The organism is Ralstonia sp. VS2407 (assembly GCF_052950655.1).
Genome location: NZ_JBRFVG010000004.1, coordinates 235,326 through 252,487 on the forward strand (window position 1 = coordinate 235,326; position 17,162 = coordinate 252,487).

15 protein-coding genes are annotated in these 17,162 nt (G+C 62.8%); 8 read left to right on the plus strand and 7 right to left on the minus strand.

Annotated elements, in window-relative coordinates:
* Position 1 precedes the first annotated feature (1 nt).
* From ACU8YE_RS08955 to ACU8YE_RS08970, 4 genes are all read left to right on the plus strand, one after another.
* A complete protein-coding gene (locus tag ACU8YE_RS08955; RefSeq protein WP_232040643.1) occupies positions 2-955 on the plus strand; it encodes an LOG family protein in 954 nt (317 codons plus the stop codon).
* Between the two features lie 94 nt (positions 956-1,049).
* Complete coding sequence (locus ACU8YE_RS08960; protein ID WP_232043031.1) at positions 1,050-1,478, plus strand: hypothetical protein; 429 nt, start codon at positions 1,050-1,052, stop codon at positions 1,476-1,478.
* An 85-nt stretch (positions 1,479-1,563) separates the two neighbouring features.
* Positions 1,564-2,568: a homoserine kinase gene (locus tag ACU8YE_RS08965; RefSeq protein WP_316869934.1), complete on the plus strand. Its 1,005-nt coding sequence runs from the start codon at positions 1,564-1,566 to the stop codon at positions 2,566-2,568.
* Complete coding sequence (locus tag ACU8YE_RS08970; protein ID WP_446928536.1) at positions 2,559-3,356, plus strand: BPSS1780 family membrane protein; 798 nt, start codon at positions 2,559-2,561, stop codon at positions 3,354-3,356. The genes ACU8YE_RS08965 and ACU8YE_RS08970 overlap by 10 nt, the downstream gene beginning before the upstream one ends.
* Positions 3,357-3,381: 25 nt before the next feature.
* On the opposite strand, the gene ACU8YE_RS08975 is transcribed toward ACU8YE_RS08970, so the two are convergent.
* Entirely contained in the window at positions 3,382-5,742 is a 2,361-nt protein-coding gene (locus ACU8YE_RS08975; protein ID WP_446928537.1) for a UvrD-helicase domain-containing protein, read from the minus strand.
* Between the two features lie 150 nt (positions 5,743-5,892).
* Here ACU8YE_RS08975 and ACU8YE_RS08980 point away from each other — a divergent pair, with 150 nt between their 5' ends.
* Together ACU8YE_RS08980 and galU are read left to right on the plus strand one after the other, a co-directional pair.
* Positions 5,893-8,769 (plus strand): valine--tRNA ligase, encoded by a 2,877-nt coding sequence (locus tag ACU8YE_RS08980; RefSeq protein WP_446928538.1) that lies wholly within the window; start codon positions 5,893-5,895, stop codon positions 8,767-8,769.
* Between the two features lie 33 nt (positions 8,770-8,802).
* Positions 8,803-9,675 carry a UTP--glucose-1-phosphate uridylyltransferase GalU gene (gene galU / locus ACU8YE_RS08985; protein ID WP_232040647.1) on the plus strand — a complete coding sequence of 291 codons (873 nt, stop codon included), beginning with the start codon at positions 8,803-8,805 and terminating at the stop codon, positions 9,673-9,675.
* Between the two features lie 129 nt (positions 9,676-9,804).
* On the opposite strand, the gene ACU8YE_RS08990 is transcribed toward galU, so the two are convergent.
* The 3 genes from ACU8YE_RS08990 to ACU8YE_RS09000 all read right to left on the minus strand — a co-directional run bounded on the left by ACU8YE_RS08990 (position 9,805) and on the right by ACU8YE_RS09000 (position 12,132).
* Positions 9,805-10,800, minus strand: a complete 996-nt coding sequence (locus ACU8YE_RS08990; RefSeq protein WP_446928539.1) for a hypothetical protein — start codon at positions 10,798-10,800, stop codon at positions 9,805-9,807.
* 472 nt (positions 10,801-11,272) lie between these two features.
* Positions 11,273-11,491, minus strand: a complete 219-nt coding sequence (gene infA, locus ACU8YE_RS08995; RefSeq protein WP_004631109.1) for a translation initiation factor IF-1 — start codon at positions 11,489-11,491, stop codon at positions 11,273-11,275.
* Between the two features lie 347 nt (positions 11,492-11,838).
* Complete coding sequence (locus tag ACU8YE_RS09000) at positions 11,839-12,132, minus strand: hypothetical protein (RefSeq protein ID WP_004631110.1); 294 nt, start codon at positions 12,130-12,132, stop codon at positions 11,839-11,841.
* A 306-nt stretch (positions 12,133-12,438) separates the two neighbouring features.
* Here ACU8YE_RS09000 and ACU8YE_RS09005 point away from each other — a divergent pair, with 306 nt between their 5' ends.
* The gene (locus tag ACU8YE_RS09005) at positions 12,439-13,548 is read left to right on the plus strand and encodes an endo alpha-1,4 polygalactosaminidase (RefSeq protein ID WP_446928540.1); all 1,110 of its coding nucleotides are present in this window, start codon (positions 12,439-12,441) and stop codon (positions 13,546-13,548) included.
* On the opposite strand, the gene pobA is transcribed toward ACU8YE_RS09005, so the two are convergent.
* Positions 13,526-14,752: a 4-hydroxybenzoate 3-monooxygenase gene (pobA, locus tag ACU8YE_RS09010; RefSeq protein WP_446928541.1), complete on the minus strand. Its 1,227-nt coding sequence runs from the start codon at positions 14,750-14,752 to the stop codon at positions 13,526-13,528. The two genes, ACU8YE_RS09005 and pobA, sit on opposite strands and share 23 nt — an antisense overlap.
* Before the next feature lie 119 nt (positions 14,753-14,871).
* Between pobA and ACU8YE_RS09015 the strand changes: the two genes are divergently transcribed.
* Positions 14,872-15,849 (plus strand): LysR substrate-binding domain-containing protein, encoded by a 978-nt coding sequence (locus tag ACU8YE_RS09015; RefSeq protein WP_433864897.1) that lies wholly within the window; start codon positions 14,872-14,874, stop codon positions 15,847-15,849.
* 99 nt (positions 15,850-15,948) lie between these two features.
* Here the strand turns inward: ACU8YE_RS09015 and pcaC are convergent, their stop codons facing one another.
* Positions 15,949-16,347 (minus strand): 4-carboxymuconolactone decarboxylase, encoded by a 399-nt coding sequence (pcaC, locus tag ACU8YE_RS09020; RefSeq protein WP_446928542.1) that lies wholly within the window; start codon positions 16,345-16,347, stop codon positions 15,949-15,951.
* The gene (pcaD, locus tag ACU8YE_RS09025) at positions 16,340-17,152 is read right to left on the minus strand and encodes a 3-oxoadipate enol-lactonase (RefSeq protein ID WP_446928543.1); all 813 of its coding nucleotides are present in this window, start codon (positions 17,150-17,152) and stop codon (positions 16,340-16,342) included. Before pcaD ends, pcaC begins: the two co-directional genes overlap by 8 nt.
* Positions 17,153-17,162: the final 10 nt, after the last annotated feature.

Consider the following 17,162-nt stretch of genomic DNA (forward strand, 5'->3'; position numbering starts at 1 on the left):
CATGGACTCTAAAGTGACTGGCACGCCAAAAGGCGTTTCCGATAATGGCGCTTCTGCTGAAGGCGACTTGGCAAAGCAGGCTGCTGGTGCTTCCGCGACGGAGGTTTCGGCGGCTGAACTGACCGGAGTGAGCCCCTCGCGCCAGGCCACCACCGCCGACATGGACGTCAACGTGACAGTGGGCGTTGAACACGAGCCCAAAGCTGACGTGTCACACGGCCGTACCGATCGCAAGATGATCCCCAGCCTGCGGGCACTCGCCGACGAAGAACGCGCTACCGCAAAGAAAGCGCGCGCCTCCTGGCAGATGTTCACGATTATGGCAGAGTTCATCGAGGCGACCGAGTACCTCTCGGAGATCCGTCCGGCCGTCTCGATCTATGGCAGCGCGCGCCTGCGCGAGGATTCGCCGTACTACGAACGCACCATCGAAATCGCCCGGTTGTTCTCGGATGCGGGCTTCGCCGTCATCTCCGGCGGCGGCCCCGGCATCATGGAAGCGGCCAACAAGGGCGCGCACGCCGGCAAGTCGGCCAGCGTCGGCCTGAACATCGAACTGCCGCACGAACAGCAAGGCAATCGATACCAGGACATCTCGATGCGCTTCCGCCATTTCTTCACACGCAAGGTCACCTTCGTGAAGAACTCGGATGCGTTCATCGTCATGCCCGGCGGTTTCGGCACGCTCGATGAACTGGCTGAAGTGCTCACGCTTGTCCAGACCGGCAAATCGCGCAGTGTGCCGGTGGTCATGTTCGGCAGCCATTTCTGGAAGGGCCTGCTGGATTGGTTCCGCTTCACGCTGCTGCCAATGGGCCTGATTGCCGAGCACGACCTGGACATCATGCGCATCGTCGACGAACCCAAGGACGCGCTCGATGCCGTCTACGAGTTCTACGAAAAGCGCGAAGGTACCTCGCCGATTCCGCCCAAGGAAGAAATGTTCTATCTGTAACCTTGGGTGTGGCATTTCGCGCCACGCGAACGGACGATGGCGGGAGGCTGGACTGCTAGAATGTAGGGTCTCAGATCACCCGCCGGAGTCCATGATGGATTCGCTGCTTCACCCGTCCGCCCCCGTCCACTCCGGCTTTGCCAATGCCGCGCGTCTGATGCGCCACGCTGGGCTGCTGGCAGGCGCCGTTTTTTGCCTCGCCCTGCCCGCGCACGCCGAAGTGACTTCCGACAGCGCCGGCCTGGACCTGCCGGACGTTAAAGCGATCAACAATCAGCCGATTTCCAAGCCGACCCACGGCGCGATCCACAACGAGCGCGTCAAACCGAGCTTCGACTACCGCGACAACGACGGTACGCAAGTCGAGGAATACCGCTTCCAGAAGGGTCAGGCACCGGACATCCATGTCAAATCGGGCATGGGCACCTCCTACAACATGAGCAAGCCCGAAGACAGCTCGCCGCGCATTCGTGAGCGCGGCAATATCGATCGTGTGCCCTCAGTCAACGTCCTGAAGTTCTAAGCCTGTGCCGCGAGCGCGGCGCCTGCAAGCCGGCTCCATGGTGGGCCGGTTGCATTTCCCTCCACCCGTTTCCCATTCCTGAAGCATGGCTGTTTTCACCCCGGTCTCCGACGCCGAGATCGCTCTCTGGCTGGATCAATACGATGTGGGCGCCGTGCGCGCATTTCGCGGCATCCCCTCCGGGATCGAAAACTCCAACTTCTTCCTGACCACGGAAAAAGATGGGCAGACGCACGAATACGTCGTCACCCTGTTCGAGCGACTGACGCTTGAGCAACTGCCGTTCTACCTGTATCTGATGCAGCATCTGGCGCAGCACGACATCAGCGTGCCGGCCCCGATTCCGGGGCGCGACGGCGAGATTCTGCGCACGCTCAACGGCAAGCCGGCGACCATCGTGACGCGTCTGGCGGGCCGCTCGAACCTGGCGCCCACGGTGTCGGAATGCGCCATCGTCGGCGACATGCTCGCGCGCATGCATCTGGCCGGACGCGACTACCCACGCCATCAGCCGAATCTGCGCAGCCTGCCGTGGTGGAACGAAGTCGTGCCCGACGTCGTACCCTTCGTGCACGGCGACACGCGCGCGCTGCTGGAAGGCGAACTCGCGCATCAGCAACGCTTCTTCGCCAGCGCCGACTACGCCGCGCTGCCCGAAGGCCCGTGCCATTGCGACCTCTTCCGCGACAACGTGCTGTTCGAGCCGGCCGCCGATGGCCAGCCGGAACGCCTGGGTGGCTTCTTCGATTTTTACTTTGCCGGTGTCGACAAGTGGCTCTTCGACGTGGCCGTCACCGTGAACGACTGGTGCATCGACTTGGCCACGGGCGTGCTGGATGATGATCGGGCACGGGCCATGCTCCACGCGTATCACGCCGTGCGGCCCTTCACCGACGCTGAGGCACGGCACTGGCAAGACATGCTGCGCGCCGCAGCCTATCGTTTCTGGGTCTCGCGCCTGTGGGATTTCTATCTGCCGCGCGACGCCGAACTGCTCAAACCGCATGACCCCACCCACTTTGAGCGCGTGCTCCGTGAACGGGTTGGCGCGGGCGCCCTGACTCTGGATCTTCCCCAACCATGCAACTGATTGAAGTACCGGCCAAGCAAGGCTACGTCTGGCTGCGCCAGGGTGCGTGGCTGTTTCGCAAGAACCCGATCGGATTCTTGCTGCTGCTGTTCATCTACCTGTTTGCGGTCAACCTGCTGATGCTGCTGGTGCCGCCGATTGGTGTGTTCGCCATCCTGCTGGTGAATCCGGCTATCTTTGTTGGCTTCATGTCGGCCTGCCGCGATACGGTTGCTGGCAAGCGCGTGGGGCCTGCGTCGCTCATCGCCGGCTTTCGTGCGTACGGCAAGGATGCGATGCGCAGCCTGCTAAAGCTCGGCGGCATCTATGGCGTGCTGGTACTCGTGGTCAGCGGCGTGCTGATGACGATGGTGGATGTCGACACGCTCATGACCGTGGTCAGCGACAAACCGCTCACCGCTGATGCCATCCGCGAGTTCTATCTCGCCATGGTGATGGGCTCGGTGCTGTACATCCCCGTGGCAGTGCTGTTCTGGTTTGCGCCGCTGCTGGTCGCATGGCACGGCATTCCGGTGGGCAAGGCGCTGTTCTTCAGCTGGATGGCCGTATGGCGCAACCGCGCGGCGTTCATCGCGTACGGCGTGCTGGTCGCAATTTTGCTGATCGCCGTGCCGCTGTTCATCGATGCGCTGTTCGCGTCGAGCGGCGCCAACAACATCGCCCCCATCATCGCCACGCCGTACCGGATTCTGGTGATGGCGGTGCTGTACTGCTCGTTCTACGCCACCTACCGCGGCTGCTTCAACGTGACGCAAGCGGCCGGCCAGACGACTGACATGGTCGCCTGATCAGGCGCGATGACCCGATCGGCGCTCAGTTGATCGGGTCCAGCTTGGCGATGCCCAGCGCCAGCGTCTTCACGCCGTGGCGGTTGAACTTGATCTGGGCGCGCGCCTCGGCGCCCTCGCCTTCCAGCGTCGTAATGACGCCTTCCCCGAACTTGTTGTGGAACACCGACTGGCCCACGCGGAAGCCCGTCGCCTCTGCACGCTTGGCGTCAGCGTAGTTCTTGCCGGTGTCCATGCCGCCGGTCGGGCGGCCAGTGTAGGCGTCGTCATCGCCGCGCTCGGGGCGCTTGAACCAATCCTTGCCCCAGGCGGAATCGCCTTGCACACGGCGGGTGGCCTGATAACCCGACTGCTGCGGCGTCAGCCACTTCAGCGTCTCTTCGGGCAGTTCGTCAAAGAAGCGTGAACGGATGTGGTAGCGGATCTGACCATGCAGCACGCGGCTTTGCGCGAACGAAAGATACAACCGCTCGCGGGCCCGGGTAATCGCCACGTACATCAGGCGGCGCTCTTCCTCCAGGCCGTCCTTCTCCATCTGGCTGTTTTCGTGGGGGAACAGACCCTCTTCCAGTCCGGTGATGAAAACGACGTGGAATTCCAGCCCCTTGGCCGCATGCACGGTCATCATCTGCACGGCATCCTGGCCGGCCTGCGCCTGGTTGTCGCCAGCCTCTAGCGAGGCGTGCGTGAGAAACGCGACCAGCGGTGTCATCTCCGCGGGCGTCTCGTCGAGCACGAGTTCAGAAACGGTATCGATCTCGCCGCCTTCGATGCGAAGCATCGCATCGTGGCGCACGGGCAGCGCGGTGGCAATCGCATCCACGCCATAACCTTCTTCGGCAACGAAGGCTTGGGCGGCGGTCACCAGTTCCTGCAAGTTTTCGATGCGGTCCTGGCCCTCCTTCTCGCCCTGGTAATGCGTGATCAGGCCGCTGGCATGAATGACGTGCTGGACGATTTCGGGCAGCGTCATCTGGCGCGTGTCGGCACGCATCTGCTCAATCAGACGCACAAACGCCGACAACTTGGTGCCCGCCGCCCCGGTGAGATACGGCACCGATGCCGCGAGCGAAATGCCGTACAGTCGCGCCGCATCCTGCAGCTGCTCCAGCGAACGCGCCCCCACGCCACGCGCAGGAAAGTTCACCACGCGGCCAAACGCGGCGTCATTGTCGGGATTCTCAAGAAGCTGGAGATACGCCAACGCGTGCTTGATTTCCGCACGCTCGAAGAAGCGCAGGCCGCCATACACCTTGTAGGCGATGCCGGCGGAAAACAGCGCGTGCTCGATCACCCGCGACTGCGCGTTGCTGCGATACAGGATGGCGATTTCGGAACGCGCCGTGCCACTGGCAATGCGGTCGCGGATTTCCTCGACGATCCAGCCGGCTTCCTGCCCGTCGGTGGCGGCCTGATAGACGCGTACGGGCTCGCCATGGCCGGCATCCGTGCGCAGGTTCTTGCCCAGCCGACGCGTGTTGTGCGAGATCAGGTGGTTAGCGGTATCGAGGATATGGCCGTGCGAGCGGTAGTTCTGTTCCAGCTTGATCCGGTGCTCGACGCGGAATTCGCGCTCAAAGTCGACCATGTTGCCGACGTTGGCGCCACGAAACGCATAGATGCTCTGATCATCGTCGCCCACGGCAAAGATGGCGTTGGGCGTGACACCAGGCTCGCCCAGGCCGGCGAGGATCTTCAGCCAGGCGTATTGCAGCTTGTTCGTATCCTGGAACTCGTCGACCAGGATGTGCTTGAAGCGCCGTTGGTAGTGCGCGCGGATGGCATCGTTGTAGCGCAGCAGTTCGTAGCAGCGCAGCAGCAGCTCTGCAAAATCGACCACGCCTTCGCGCTGGCATTGCGCGTCGTAAGCGGCGTAGAGATCGGCCATGCGGCGGTCGTATTCGTTAGCGATTTCCAGATCGCCCGCGCGCAGGCCCTGCTCTTTGGCGCCATTGATGAAGTACTGGACATTCTTGGGCGGGAATTTCTCGTCGTCGATATTGAGCGACTTGAGCAGGCGCTTGACGGCGGAGAGCTGGTCTTGCGTATCCAAGATCTGGAACGTCTGCGGCAAACCGGCATCACGGTAATGCGCGCGCAGCAACCGGTTGCACAGACCGTGGAACGTGCCGATCCACATGGCGCGCGTGTTGATCGGCAGCATGGCCTGCAGGCGGGCCGTCATTTCCTTGGCCGCCTTGTTCGTAAACGTGACGGCCAGCACACCTGAGGGCGACACGCGCGCGCTCTGGATCAGCCACGCGATGCGGGTGGTCAACACGCGCGTCTTGCCGCTGCCCGCCCCCGCCAGGATCAGCGCCGCTTCATCGGGAAGCGTGATGGCAGCGCGTTGTTCGGGGTTCAGATTGGCGAGCAGGTCGGACATGCGGGAGGAGCCTCGGCAGAATCCTGAAATTATACCGGCCGCATTCGCCGCTTCGCCCGTGCCGGACATCGACACGCCGTATAATTCCAAGCTTTCGCCCGCCATTTTCCTGGGCCAAACGTCTTTTTGCGCCCACTGCGCCCCGTCAGCATGACCGATCAAAACCAGTCCCTCGCCAAGAGTTTCGAACCCGCCACCATCGAGCAGAAGTGGAGCGCGGCCTGGGAAGCGATGGGCGTCTCCCGCGCGACGCTCGAAGCCGGCAAGCCCGACTTCTGTATCCAGCTCCCGCCGCCGAACGTGACGGGCACGCTGCACATGGGCCACGCGTTCAACCAGACCATCATGGACGGCCTGACGCGCCACGCGCGCATGTCGGGCGCCAACACGCTGTGGGTGCCGGGCACCGACCACGCGGGCATCGCCACACAGATCGTTGTCGAGCGCCAGCTGGACGCCCAAGGCGTGTCGCGCCATGACATGGGTCGGGAGAAGTTCGTCGAGAAGGTCTGGGAATGGAAAGAGCAATCGGGCTCGACCATCACGCGCCAGGTGCGCCGCATGGGCGCCTCGATCGACTGGGAGCGCGAATATTTCACGATGGACCCGAAGATGTCGCGCGCGGTCAGCGACGTCTTCGTGCGCCTGTATGAGCAGGGCCTGATCTACCGCGGCAAGCGCCTGGTCAACTGGGACCCGGTGCTGGGCACCGCCGTGTCCGACCTGGAAGTGGTGAGCGAGGAAGAAGAAGGCTCGCTGTGGCACATCCGGTATCCGCTGGCCGAACCGGACGCCGTTGGCGGCCTGACCCACCTGACGGTGGCCACCACCCGCCCCGAGACGATGCTCGGCGACACGGCCGTGATGGTGCACCCCGAGGATGAGCGCTACGCGCACCTCATCGGCAAGTTCGTTCACCTGCCGCTGACCGATCGCAAGATCCCCGTGATTGCTGACGAATACGTCGACCGCGCGTTCGGCACCGGCGTTGTCAAGGTGACCCCTGGCCACGATTTCAACGACTACGCGGTGGGCCAGCGCCACAAGTTGCCGCAACTGTCGATCCTGACGCTCGACGCGAAGATCGTTGCCGATGCCCCCGCAGCCTATGCCGGCTTGGATCGCTTCGACGCGCGCAAGAAGATCGTCGAGAACCTCGAGGCGCAGGGCCTGCTGGCTGAAGTCAAGCAACACACGCTGATGGTGCCGCGCGGCGACCGTACCGGCGTCGTCATCGAGCCGATGCTGACGGATCAGTGGTTCGTCGCCATGAGCAAACCGGCGCCCGAAGGCACGCGCTTCCCGGGCCGCTCCATCGCTGAAGTCGCGCTGGACGCCGTGCAGAGCGGCAAGATCAAGCTCGTGCCCGAGCAGTGGGTCAACACGTACAACCAGTGGCTGAACAACATCCAGGACTGGTGCATCTCGCGCCAACTCTGGTGGGGTCACCAGATTCCGGCGTGGTACGACGAAGCTGGCAATGTGTATGTTGGTCGCACCGAAGAGGAAGCCAAGGCCCAGGCAGCTTCTAAGGGCTACACCGGCGCACTCACGCGTGACGACGACGTGCTCGACACGTGGTTCTCGTCGGCGCTGGTGCCGTTCTCATCGCTGGGCTGGCCGGCCGATACGCCGGAACTGAAGCACTTCCTGCCCTCCACCGTGCTGGTCACGGGCTACGACATCATCTTCTTCTGGGTGGCGCGCATGGTCATGATGACCCTGCACTTCACCGGCGAAGTGCCCTTCCACACCGTCTACGTGCACGGCCTCGTCCGCGATTCGGAAGGCAAGAAGATGAGCAAGTCCGAGGGCAACACGCTCGACCCGGTGGACCTGATCGACGGTATCGCGCTGGAGCCGCTGCTGGCCAAGCGCACGACCGGCCTGCGCCGCCCGAAGGACGCGCCCAAAGTCGAGAAGCGCACGCGCAAGGAATTCCCCGAAGGCATTCCCGCATTCGGTGCCGACGCGCTGCGCTTTACGTTCGCCTCGCTCGCCACGCTTGGCCGCAGCATCAACTTTGACCCGGGCCGCTGCGAGGGCTATCGGAACTTCTGCAACAAGCTCTGGAACGCCACGCGCTTCGTGCTGATGAACACCGAAGGCCAGGACTGCGGCGTGCAGGAATGCGTCGGCGATTGCGGCCCAGAAGGCTACCTGCATTTCTCGCAGGCCGACCGCTGGATCGTCTCGCTGCTGCAGCGCGTGGAAACTGAAGTGGAAAAAGGCTTTGCCGACTACCGCTTCGACAACATCGCCAACGCCATCTACAAATTCGTCTGGGACGAATACTGCGACTGGTACCTTGAACTGGCCAAGGTGCAGATCCAGACCGGCACGCCGGCCCAGCAACGCGCTACGCGCCGCACGCTGCTGCGTGTGCTGGAAACCGTGCTGCGCCTGGCGCACCCCATCATTCCGTTCATTACCGAAGAACTCTGGCAGAAGGTTGCGCCGATGGCTGGCCGCGCCAAGGGCGACGGCACCGAAAGCCTCGCGCTGCAGGAATACCCGCGCGCCGTGCTGTCCAAGATCGACGAACAGGCGGAGCAGTGGGTGCACCAACTGAAGGCGCTGGTGGACGCCTGTCGCAACCTGCGCGGCGAGATGAATATTTCCCCGGCGCAGCGCGTGCCGCTGTACGCCAATGGCGAAGCCGAATTCCTGCAGGTGGCGGCACCGTACGTGCAGGCGCTGGGCAAGCTGTCTGAAGTGAAGGTCTACACGGATGCGGCCGCCATGGAGCAGGACGGCGCCGGCGCACCGGTCGCCATCGTCGGCGAGAGCAAGCTGCTGCTGAAGATCGAGATCGACGTGGCTGCCGAGCATGCGCGCCTGTCGAAGGAAATCGACCGCCTGCGCGGCGAGATTACCAAGTGCGAAGCCAAGCTCGGCAACGAATCGTTCGTCGCCCGCGCGCCGGCCGCCGTGGTGGAACAGGAACAAAAGCGCGTGACGGATTTCAAAGCCACGCTGGCCAAGCTGGAGGCCCAGATCGCACGGCTACCGGTTCAAGCCGCCTGAGCGCCCGGAACAATCGATATCAAGGAAACCACGATGCAACGCGTCACCAAAGCCGTTTTCCCCGTCGCGGGGCTCGGAACCCGCTTTCTGCCGGCCACCAAGGCCAGCCCGAAGGAAATGCTACCGGTCGTAGACAAGCCGCTGATCCAGTACGCCGTGGAAGAAGCCATGGCCGCCGGGATCACCGAGATGATCTTCGTCACGGGCCGCAGCAAGCGCGCCATCGAAGATCACTTCGACAAGGCGTACGAACTGGAAGCGGAACTGGAAGCCAAGCACAAGACTGCCCTGCTCGAGGTCGTACGTTCGATCAAGCCGTCGCATGTGGATTGCTTCTACGTGCGCCAGCCGGAAGCGCTGGGCCTGGGCCATGCCGTGCAATGTGCCGAGAAGCTCGTGGGCGACGCGCCGTTCGCAGTCATCCTGGCTGACGATCTGCTGGACGGCGACCCGCCCGTCATGAAGCAGATGGTCGACCTGTATGAGCACTACAACTGCTCGGTCATTGGCGTGGAAGAGATCGACCGCGAGCAGAGCCGTTCGTACGGCGTGGTCGATGGCCGGCCGTGGGAAGAAGACGGTAGCGTGATCAAGATGTCGGGCATCGTCGAAAAGCCGGCGCCGGAAAACGCGCCGTCCAACCTAGGGGTGGTCGGCCGCTACATCCTCACGCCGCGCATTTTTGATCACATCCGCAACCTCAAACCCGGCGCGGGCGGGGAACTGCAGCTCACGGATGCCATCCAGTCGCTGCTGTCCGCCGAGCAGGTGCTCGCCTATCGCTACAAAGGCGTGCGCTACGACTGCGGCAGCAAACTCGGCTACCTGAAGGCAACGGTGGAGCTGGCGCTCAAGCACAAGGAAGTCGCTGACGACTTCCGAGCCTATCTGGCCGCGCGCGGCTGAGCCGATAGGCGCGTCGCCATGGAAAAAACCCGCGCAGCGTGAGCTGACGCGGGTTTTTTGTTGCCGGATCGTGTCCCGTCCGTCCGGCGCGGAGTTCCACCCTTTTGCGAGGAGAGGCTGCAGCCCTTCTTATTGCGGTGCCGTCAGCGGTTTGATGGTGTTGTTCAGCAGGCTCCAGTACGTGCTGGTGCTGTACGGCAGCATCTGCTCAACGTAGTTCCACCAGAAGTAGCCGCCGATAAAGCGCGGATCGGCTGCCATCGTGGTGGTACCCATGGGGTAGTACGACTTGATCAGATTCTGCTGTACGGAGGTCGGCGCCGAGATGCTGGACGTGCCAATCTCACCAAAGCCCACCTTCGCGACCGGGAAGATGCTTTCAAGCAACTTGAAATCGTTTGCCCACGACGGATTCAATCCTGGGCAGTCCTGGTACGGGTAGTAGCTAAACAGTGCGTAGTCGGCACCTTGGAGCACACGGGACGGCAAGAAATTAGTCGCCCAGGTGCGCCATGAGTCCATCGACAGTTCGTAGCAGTTGGTGCCCTTGCCATCGTCGTTGTAGTACATCGTCACCGACACCAGGCCACCCGCGCCCTTCACGATGTCGTAGGCATTGCCGACCATCTGACCGATCTGTTGTTCCTGCGACGTTGCCGTCGTGGTCGGACCACTCGGATTGGCACGCAGCCATTCGCCGTTGATTTCATTGGCGATTTCCCATACATCCACGACATTTTTCAGCGTGCTCACCAACTCGTTAGTGCGTGCGCTGTAAGTAGTCGGGTCGACAGGGAAATAGTACGAATCCATCACTTCGCCCATCACGTAGGCGACTTGATGAAGCTTGACCAGCGGCGCGTAGTAGTCGGCGGCCGATGTACCCGGGTCAAAGACCACGCGCACGGTCGGCTTGTACGGCAGGTGCGTGAGCGAGGCCACGATCGCATTGATTTTGCTGACGTCATCAAGCGTGACGCCGTAGATGGGAGCCTTCGGGCGCGTGGCCTGCGCCGAGGCGGCTTGTATTCCCAGGCCTGTCAGCGTTGTTGCTGCCGCCAGACCCACCAAAGCGCGCAGGCTCATGCGCGCCGCCCTCTGTGCTGCTTTTTTGGTTTCCAACATTGTGATTTTCTATTCCCTCGGACGCAAAAAACGTTACGCCCAGTACTGCGATGGACAAGCGCCGTCCTACCTGTGCGGTATCCCGATGTGGTGTGACTCCTTTGACACACTGAACACCGAACGGGTGCGAGCGTCAGATGACGCCCCGGTCGGCGAATGGATGCGCGATTAGAGGTCCTGCTGAGTCGATGGATCGATCAACGGCCGTGCGCTTATTGAGTGGACTGGTACAGCTGGCGCGAGCTCACCCGAGGGTGGCACGCGGCTTGATAATGTGACAAGCCCTGCACTTCAGTTGACTGCCAACTGTGTTCCCCCCGTTGGCAGCCAAGCGGCATGATACCGGATGTTGTAGGCAGATCAACGAAATTTAACGCTGCTTACGCAGCAATAATAAAAAAACCGCGGGTCGGGCAGACACGCGGTTCTTCGAAACGCCCACGGGGTGGACGTCTTGGCGGCACAGCCGTTTTTACTTGTGCCGGTAGTTGATGCGACCCTTCGTGAGGTCGTACGGCGACATCTCCAGCTTCACGCGGTCGCCCGCGAGAATGCGGATACGGTGCTTCTGCATCTTGCCCGATGCGTAAGCCCAGATTTCCACGCCGTTTTCCAACTGCACGCGAAAACGATTGTCGGGTAGTGCTTCGGACACCACCCCTTCAAATTCAATCAGTTCTTCCTTGGCCAAACTCGTTCCTTTGTATGCAGCACGCGGCTGCGCCGATGGTTGCAATGATGTGATGACCCACCCGAACCACGCCACACGCATCTAGGAGCATGCAGCGGTACGCCGCGATCATCTGCCCGGACAGCGGGCTTGGGGGGTACCGAGTTGCACGGAACACAAATCGCGCCCGCCAATGGCGCGCGCCGTTTCGTGCAAGCGAGAGCGAGGATGGGTGGCGGTCGCAGATGCGCGCCGCCCGACTCGGCGCGGGGTATTCCCCGGTGCTGGACTCAGCCGCCACCGGCCATGATTGGCGCGGCGGCGAGCCGGATTCGCCCGCTATTCTACCACGGGGAGGTTCGGCGGGTTCAGGCGCCGTCGGCAGGAAGAGACAGTTCAGGCACGTCGCCATCGATGATGCTCTCAGCAAAGCGCAGCGCTGCAATGCGTGCAGCACCCACATTGCTGAATTGTCGATCCCCTGAGAGTCGGAAGACCTGCGTCTGCCCGGGTTCGGGCGACTCCCCCGCCCGACAGATCATCACGGCTGCGTTGTAGCTGCGATCTTCCCTGGCCTCGGGCCAGCGTGCCGTGCGTTCATGTTGGAAAGCCAACGGATAAATGTCGAAGCCTTTGTATTGGCCCGCCGGCGAAGTGTCCATCTGAAATGCCCCCTTCTTGAACGTCGAGTGCTGTCTGACTATACACCCGTGCGTTTTGCATGGCGATGAAAGCGACGGCAACGTTTGACTTCGGGCACGGCACGGCATGCACAGACCCATCGGCCATGGAAAGGAGGTCCGAAGTGATGAGGAACGCTGGTCTAAAGAAGTTTCAGAACGTCACGCCCCGCCGCACGGTGCAACGCCATCCGATTGTGCTAGCGTGGATCGGAGCTTGCCGTGGCATCCAAACCGATGCGCACGCTCAGAGCAAGGCACCCGCTCCCAACCCTTTCAAGAATGACAATGCGCCTGATCTGTCCGATTGCCCTGGCATGTGCCGGGCTAATGTTGTCTGCCTGTGGCGGCGGCGACGGTGGTTCGTCATCGAGCCCGCAAGCCAGGGTTGTTTCCAATGCCGCGAAACCTCAGTCGAAAACGGCAACTGCGGCAGCCGCAACCACCACTCCCGCTTGCGGTGTCAACGGCACCTCGCCGCTGGCAGGCGTGCAGACGTGGATGTATCAGTTGCAGGGCATGACCACCGGCGCGCAGATCGATGCGCTGGACGCGCAGCCGTACGACATGCTGGTCATCGAGGCCAACAACACCGTCAAAGGGCTGGAGAACTTCAACACCGTCGACATGGTGGCGCGCCTGCGCACCAAGCCCGACGGCTCCGCGCGCAAGGTGCTCGCTTACATCGACATTGGCGAGGCCGAAGACTTCCGTACCTATTGGACGTCGAGCTGGAAGGCACCGACAGCTGACGGCCCCGGCACGCCCGACTTCATCATCAAGGCCGACCCCGATGGCTGGGCCGGCGATTACCCCGTCGCGTTCTGGGATCCGCGCTGGCAAGCGCTCTGGCTCGGGCCGAACGGCGCTGTCGCACAACTGGCGCGCGAAGGGTTCGATGGCGTCTATCTGGATTGGGTCGAGGCATACGCCGAGCCTTCGGTGGCGGACGCAGCCCAGGCGGCTGGCATCGATCCGGCACAGGCCATGGTCGATTTCATTGCCAGGATCCGTGCGGCGGGCCGCGCCATCAATCCGCAGTTCGCGGTGATCCAACAAAACGCGTCCTCTTTGATTGACGACGGCGGTGGCTCAACGCTGCTGGCAATGATCGACGGCATCTCGCAGGAAGACACATGGTTCGGCGGCAGTGCCGGCGCCGCGTGGGGCAGCGCCTCCGGCGGCGACAAGGCCGCCAGCACAGAAGACACGCAATGGACGATCGACCAACTGCAAAAATACTGCGCCGGGAACGTGCCTGTCTTCACGATCGACTACGCGTTGAAGACGGCCAACGCGCAGAAGGTCTACACAGCCTCGCGCGGGCAAGGCTTCCACCCGCTGGTCTCCCGCATTGCGCTGTCCAAGCCGACGACTACGCCGCCCTGGAATGACTGACCACACTCAACGACGCACCGGCCGGCGCATCGGCAAACGGCAGGCCGACATAGTTTTCGGCGAGCACGCGGGCCCCGGCCGGTGAGCTGGTGACGTAGTCCAGCTCGGCGCGCTGCAGCTTTTGCATGAACGGCGTGTGGTCGTCAAAGCGATGCAGCATCGACGTCATCCACCACGAGAAATGCTCGGCGCGCCACACGCGTTGCAAGCAACGTTCGGAGTAGCCTGCAAGCTGGGCGGTGTCCTCCTGCTTGTAGCGCGCGGTGAGCGCCTGAGCCAGCACGCGAACGTCAGCCACGGCCAAGTTCATGCCTTTCGCGCCGGTGGGCGGCACGATGTGCGCGGCGTCCCCCGCCAGGAACAGGCGGCCGTACTGCATCGTCTCGCACACAAAGCTGCGCATCGGCGTGACGCTCTTCTGCAGGATCGGGCCTTCCTTCAAACGCCAGCCGTCGTTGTTTTCCAGGCGCGTGTGGAGTTCATCCCAGATGCGCGCATCGGACCATTCGGCAAGATTCTCATCGGGCTTGCATTGCAGGTAGAGCCGCGTGATCTTGGGTGAGCGCATGCTGAACAGCGCAAAACCCCGATCGTGGCTCGCGTAGATCAGCTCTTCCGCCGCAGGCTCCGCTTCCGCCAGGATGCCAAGCCAGGCAAACGGATACACGCGCTCGAACACCGCTTGCCGCTGGGCCGGAATCGCTTGCCGGCAGATGCCGTGAAAGCCATCGCACCCGGCGATGTAATCGCATTGCAATGTCTGCGGCACGCCGTCGTGGACGAACTGCACCGAAGGCGTGGCCGACTCGATGTCATGCACCGACACATCGCTCACATTGAACAGCAGCGGTGCGCCCTGCTCCATGCGCGCCGCAATCAGATCCTTGACCACCTCGTGCTGCCCATACACGGTGATCGAGCGGCCGCCCGACATCGCCGTCAGGTCAATGCGGTGGCGCTTGCCGCCAAACAGCAGGTCGATGCCGTGATGCACCAGCCCTTCGCGCCGCATACGCTCGCCCACACCCGCTTCGTTAAGCACGTCGACCGTGCCTTGCTCCAGCACGCCGGCGCGGATGCGCTCTTCAACGTACGCGCGGCTCTTGGTTTCGAGAATGACGGCGTCGATGCCGTTGCGTTGCAGAAGCTGCCCGAGCAGAAGGCCTGCCGGGCCCGCGCCAATGATGGCGACCTGGGTGCGCATGTTGGTTGTCTCCGGATGGATTTGGAATCGTTCTGGCAACCATTGTTGGCGAGCGCCTTGATATCGCACAATGCAATATTGGCGATAAACTTTATCGCCAATTCAGATAGTGCATTGCCATGTCTACCCTGCCCGACTTTGACCTGAACCTGTTGCCGATCCTGCTGGCCTTGCATGACGCGCGCAGCGTAAGCATGGCCGCGCAACAGCTCGGCATGAGCCAGCCTGGCGTGAGCACCGCGCTGGGAAAGCTGCGTGCCGCGTTTGACGACCCGTTGTTCGTACGCACCTCGCGCGGCATGGAGCCAACGCCGCGAGCGCTGGCGCTCATTCCGGCAGCGCGCGATGTGGTGGCGCGCGTGCAGCAGGGCATTCTGGAAACCGGCGCGTTCGATCCGGCCACGACCACGCATACGTTTTCGATCTCGTTGTCGGACGTGGGTGAGATGGTATTTCTGCCCCGGATTGTCGAAGCGATGGCGCGGCAGGCGCCGCGGGCGTCGGTGCAATCCGTATCACTGCCGCCGGCGCAGATCGAGCGCGCGCTGGAGACTGGTTCGCTCGACCTGGCCGTCGGTTACTTCCCCGACTTGAAGAAGAACAACTTCTTCCAGCAGCGGCTGTTCACGCACTATTTCACATGCATCGTGCGCGCAGATCATCCCGTCACGCGGGGCGGCAACACGAAGCTGTCGATGGCGCAGTTTTTGGAATACGGGCACGCCGTGGTGCGCGCGGAGGGGCGCAGCCAGGAACTGTACGAGCGCTTTCTGGAGCGTAAGCGCATCCGACGGAAGCCGACGCTGCTCACGCCGCACTTCATGAGCATTCCGTTCATCCTGGCGCGCACGGACTTGATTGCGACGGTGCCGCACGCTGTGGGCCTGTCGTTCATGCAATCGCACGGCAACATCTGCGTGATGGAACCACCCCTGGAGCTGCCGAGCTTCGATCTCAAGCAGCACTGGCATCGCAAATTCCATAACGACACGCGCAACCAATGGTTCCGCGCGCTAGTGTCGTCTCTGTTCAACGACGAGGCGGATGAATGGCGGGAGCCCGGCCATCGGCCCGCCAAACGCAAGAACACGAAGTAACCGACTTGCCCCGAATGTTCACAATCACGCGCAGGCGACGCCGGCGGCCATTTTTCCGGTGCGTTGCATGGCGCCTACCCGAGACGGTGGATTCTGCGTCTACGTCTTGGAAGCGGCCTCGGCGTCCATCTCTGCAAACACCGTCTGCGCAAGGTGGAAGGCATGGTTGGCTGCCGGCACGCCGCAGTAGATGGCGGTCTGCAGCAGCGTTTCCTGAATCTCGTCGCGGGTGACACCGTTGTTGGCGGCAGCACGCAGGTGAAGACGCAACTCGCCGTCGCGGCCGAGGGCAACCATCATGGCGATCGTCAGCAGACTGCGCGTGTGGCGCGGCAAACCGGGGCGCGTCCAGATCTCACCCCAGGCGTAGCGCGTGATGAGATCCTGGAACGGTCCGGTCAACTCAGTCTGCGCAGCGTTGGCACGGTCGACATGGGCGTCGCCCAGCACGGCGCGGCGCACTTCCATGCCCGCGGCGTAGCGTTCGCGATCATCCATGGGCGACCTCGCGTGCCACGCCGGCCGTCAAGAAGCTGACCAGCGCTTCGGTGTAGCCGTCCGCCTGCTCCCAGTTGGCGAGGTGGCCGGCGGAAAGCTCGACGTATTGCGCGCCGGGCACACCGTCCGCAATGAGTTTGGTCTGCGCGGCTGGCGTAGAGATATCGTGCGTACCACCAATCACCAGCATCGGCACGCGGATGTTCGGCAGTTGCGCGCGCAAATCCGCATCGCGAATGGCTGCGCAGTTGCCGTTGTAGCCGGCGTCCGGCGTCGACAGCAGCATCGCCTTGACGATGTCGATGCGGCTTGCGTTGGCGTCGCGATAGCCCTGCGTGAACCAGCGCTCCAGCACCGTTTCCGTAATGCTGGCCATACCGCCTTGCTCGACCTGCGCGATGCGCGTGTTCCAGCTCTGCTGCGTGCCGATGAGCGCGGCGGTGTTCGTCACCACCATGCGCGGGAAGCGCTCGCCGTGATGTGCAGCCAGCCACAGGCCGGTCAGCCCGCCCATCGACAGACCGCAGAACAGCGCAAGGTCAATGTTGTAGTGGTCGAGCAACGCAAGCACATCTCCGCCAAGTTGTGCGACGCCGAACGGCGCGTCGGGCACGCTCGACTGGCCGTGGCCACGCTGGTCATAGCGCAGCAAGCGGAAGTGTTGGCGCAGCGCTTCGAGCTGCGGTTCCCACATGCCCAGATTCGTGCCCAGGGAGTTCGATAGCACCAGCACCGGCTTACCCGTGGCGGGCCCATCATCGAATTCGTGATACAGGCGGACATTGTCGTGTTCAAGCCAGGGCATGGTGTCTCCG